The organism is Microbacterium sp. NPDC089320, from assembly GCF_040684875.1.
GTDB lineage: Bacteria > Actinomycetota > Actinomycetes > Actinomycetales > Microbacteriaceae > Microbacterium.
The window spans coordinates 1-3,691 of sequence record NZ_JBFBGY010000009.1 but is presented as its reverse complement, the minus strand read 5'-3'; the positions used below and the strand labels follow the sequence as shown (position 1 = coordinate 3,691).

At 54.4% G+C, this 3,691-nt stretch carries 2 rRNA genes; both read left to right on the top strand.

Features of this window, described 5'->3' with window-relative positions:
* Window positions 1–352: 352 nt before the first annotated feature.
* A 23S ribosomal RNA gene (locus AB0N61_RS17630) occupies window positions 353–3,456 on the top strand.
* A gap of 108 nt (window positions 3,457–3,564) precedes the next feature.
* Window positions 3,565–3,682 (top strand): 5S ribosomal RNA (gene rrf, locus AB0N61_RS17625).
* Window positions 3,683–3,691: the final 9 nt, after the last annotated feature.

The window sequence follows — 3,691 nt, the reverse complement described above, 5'->3', positions numbered from 1 at the left end:
TTCGCTGGGAGCTCATGGGTGGAACATTTGACATGCCGTCAGCGCAGCTGACTCCAGTTAGTACGGTCTTCGGATCTGGAACGGTGGGGGATGCGAGCAGGCGGCTGCACGCTGTTGGGTCCTGAGGGACCGGATGCGATCTTCGGATCGTTTCTGTACCTCTGGGCCTCTTGTTGTGTCTCCGGTTGGGGATGCGGGAAGGGGTACCGCCCGTACTTTGAGAACTACACAGTGGACGCGAGCATCTTGCAGCTGATCTTCGGATCGGTTGCACAAGATGATCTTAAAGATCATTAGTCAATTTCTGATCCCGCCTTCGGGTGGGGTCGAGTTTTGATTCAAACTCATGTGATTTCAAGTCTTTAAGAGCAAACGGTGGATGCCTTGGCATCTGGAGCCGAAGAAGGACGTAGCAATCTGCGATAAGCCTCGGGGAACTGATAAGCAAGTTTTGATCCGAGGGTGTCCGAATGGGGAAACCCCGCTGGGCGGCGTGCCGACCTAGTGACTCCCGCCTGAATATATAGGGCGGGTAGAGGGAACGTGGGGAAGTGAAACATCTCAGTACCCACAGGAAGAGAAAGCAACCGCGATTCCGTTAGTAGTGGCGAGCGAAACCGGATCAGGCTAAACCTAGCGTGTGTGATAGCCGGCAGGCGTTGCACGTTGGGGGTTGTGGGACTTTTCAGTCATCTCTGCCGAGGTGGCGGCGTTACACGATGGTATAGACGAACGGTCTTGAAAGGCCGGTCATAGAGGGTGCCAACCCCGTAGTCGAAATGCCTACCGTGGCGCGAAGAGTATCCCAAGTAGCACGGGGCCCGTGAAATCCCGTGTGAATCTGTCAGGACCACCTGATAAGCCTAAATACTCCCAGATGACCGATAGCGGACAAGTACCGTGAGGGAAAGGTGAAAAGTACCCCGGGAGGGGAGTGAAATAGTACCTGAAACCGTTTGCTTACAAACCGTTGGAGCAGCCTTGGTAGCTGTGACAGCGTGCCTTTTGAAGAATGAGCCTGCGAGTTAGCGATATGTGGCGAGGTTAACCCGTGTGGGGTAGCCGTAGCGAAAGCGAGTCTGAATAGGGCGATTCAGTCGCATGTCCTAGACCCGAAGCGAAGTGATCTATCCATGGCCAGGTTGAAGCGACGGTAAGACGTCGTGGAGGACCGAACCCACTTAGGTTGAAAACTGAGGGGATGAGCTGTGGATAGGGGTGAAAGGCCAATCAAACTTCGTGATAGCTGGTTCTCTCCGAAATGCATTTAGGTGCAGCGTTGCGTGTTTCTTGCCGGAGGTAGAGCTACTGGATGGCCGATGGGCCCTACAAGGTTACTGACGTCAGCCAAACTCCGAATGCCGGTAAGTGAGAGCGCAGCAGTGAGACTGTGGGGGATAAGCTTCATAGTCGAGAGGGAAACAACCCAGACCACCAACTAAGGTCCCAAAGCGCGTGCTAAGTGGGAAAGGATGTGGAGTTGCCTTGACAACCAGGAGGTTGGCTTAGAAGCAGCCACCCTTGAAAGAGTGCGTAATAGCTCACTGGTCAAGTGATTCCGCGCCGACAATGTAACGGGGCTCAAGCACGCCACCGAAGTTGTGGCATTGACATTATTGGTAGGCCTTCGTGGTCCAGCCGTGTTGATGGGTAGGAGAGCGTCGTGTGGCCAGCGAAGCGGCGGTGGAAACCAGCCGTGGAGGCTACACGAGTGAGAATGCAGGCATGAGTAGCGAAAGACGTGTGAGAAACACGTCCTCCGAAAGACCAAGGGTTCCAGGGTCAAGCTAATCTTCCCTGGGTAAGTCGGGACCTAAGGCGAGGCCGACAGGCGTAGTCGATGGACAACGGGTTGATATTCCCGTACCGGCGAAGAACCGCCCAAGCTAATCCAGTAGTGCTAAGTGTCTGAATCCCAGTGACTGATCCCTTCGGGGTGACGCTCTGGGCCTAGCGCACGACCCCATTCTGGTGCGGTTAGCGTATTAACAGGTGTGACGCAGGAAGGTAGTCCAAGCCAGGCGATGGTTGTCCTGGTGCAAGTGCGTAGGCCGAGAGATAGGCAAATCCGTCTCTCATACAGGCTGAGACACGATGCGGATAAAAAGTGGATGATCCTATGCTGCCGAGAAAAGCATCGACGCGAGGTTCTAGCTGCCCGTACCCCAAACCGACTCAGGTGGTCAGGTAGAGAATACCAAGGAGATCGAGAGAATCGTGGTTAAGGAACTCGGCAAAATGCCCCCGTAACTTCGGGAGAAGGGGGGCCTTCGACGTATTAGGACTTGCTCCGAAAGCGTTTGGAGGCCGCAGAGACTAGTGGGTAGCGACTGTTTACTAAAAACACAGGTCCGTGCCAAGTCGCAAGACGATGTATACGGACTGACGCCTGCCCGGTGCTGGAAGGTTAAGAGGACCGGTTAGCCGCAAGGCGAAGCTGAGAATTTAAGCCCCAGTAAACGGCGGTGGTAACTATAACCATCCTAAGGTAGCGAAATTCCTTGTCGGGTAAGTTCCGACCTGCACGAATGGCGTAACGACTTCCCAACTGTCTCAACCGCGAACTCGGCGAAATTGCATTACGAGTAAAGATGCTCGTTACGCGCAGCAGGACGGAAAGACCCCGTGACCTTTACTACAGCTTGGTATTGGTGTTCGGTGTGGCTTGTGTAGGATAGGTGGGAGACTGTGAAGCATGGACGCCAGTTCATGTGGAGTCATTGTTGAAATACCACTCTGGTCACTCTGGATATCTAACTTCGAACCGTAATCCGGTTCAGGGACAGTGCCTGGTGGGTAGTTTAACTGGGGCGGTTGCCTCCCAAAAAGTAACGGAGGCGCCCAAAGGTTCCCTCAACCTGGTTGGCAATCAGGTGTCGAGTGTAAGTGCACAAGGGAGCTTGACTGTGAGACTGACAGGTCGAGCAGGGACGAAAGTCGGGACTAGTGATCCGGCAGTGGCTTGTGGAAGCGCTGTCGCTCAACGGATAAAAGGTACCTCGGGGATAACAGGCTGATCTTGCCCAAGAGTCCATATCGACGGCATGGTTTGGCACCTCGATGTCGGCTCGTCGCATCCTGGGGCTGGAGTAGGTCCCAAGGGTTGGGCTGTTCGCCCATTAAAGCGGTACGCGAGCTGGGTTTAGAACGTCGTGAGACAGTTCGGTCCCTATCCGCTGCGCGCGTAGGAAGTTTGAGAGGATCTGACCCTAGTACGAGAGGACCGGGTTGGACGAACCTCTGGTGTGTCAGTTGTTCCGCCAGGAGCACCGCTGATTAGCTACGTTCGGGATGGATAACCGCTGAAAGCATCTAAGCGGGAAGCCGGCCTCAAGATGAGACTTCCATACCTTCGGGTGAGAGGCTCCCAGCCAGACTACTGGGTTGATAGGCCAGATGTGGAAGTGCAGTAATGCATGCAGCTGACTGGTACTAATAAGCCGATGACTTGATAACACACCGTTTGTTGGTGCTCCGCGTCCACTGAGTGGTTCTCGATGTACGGTCGAGAACCCTACAGGCAACAATGATTGTCTATAGGTTTGATTGAAACATCAATAGTGTTTCGGCGGCCATAGCGTGAGGGAAACGCCCGGTTTACATTCCGAACCCGGAAGCTAAGCCTCACAGCGCCGATGGTACTGCAGGGGGGACCCTGTGGGAGAGTAGGACACCGCCGGACTCCTTTTAA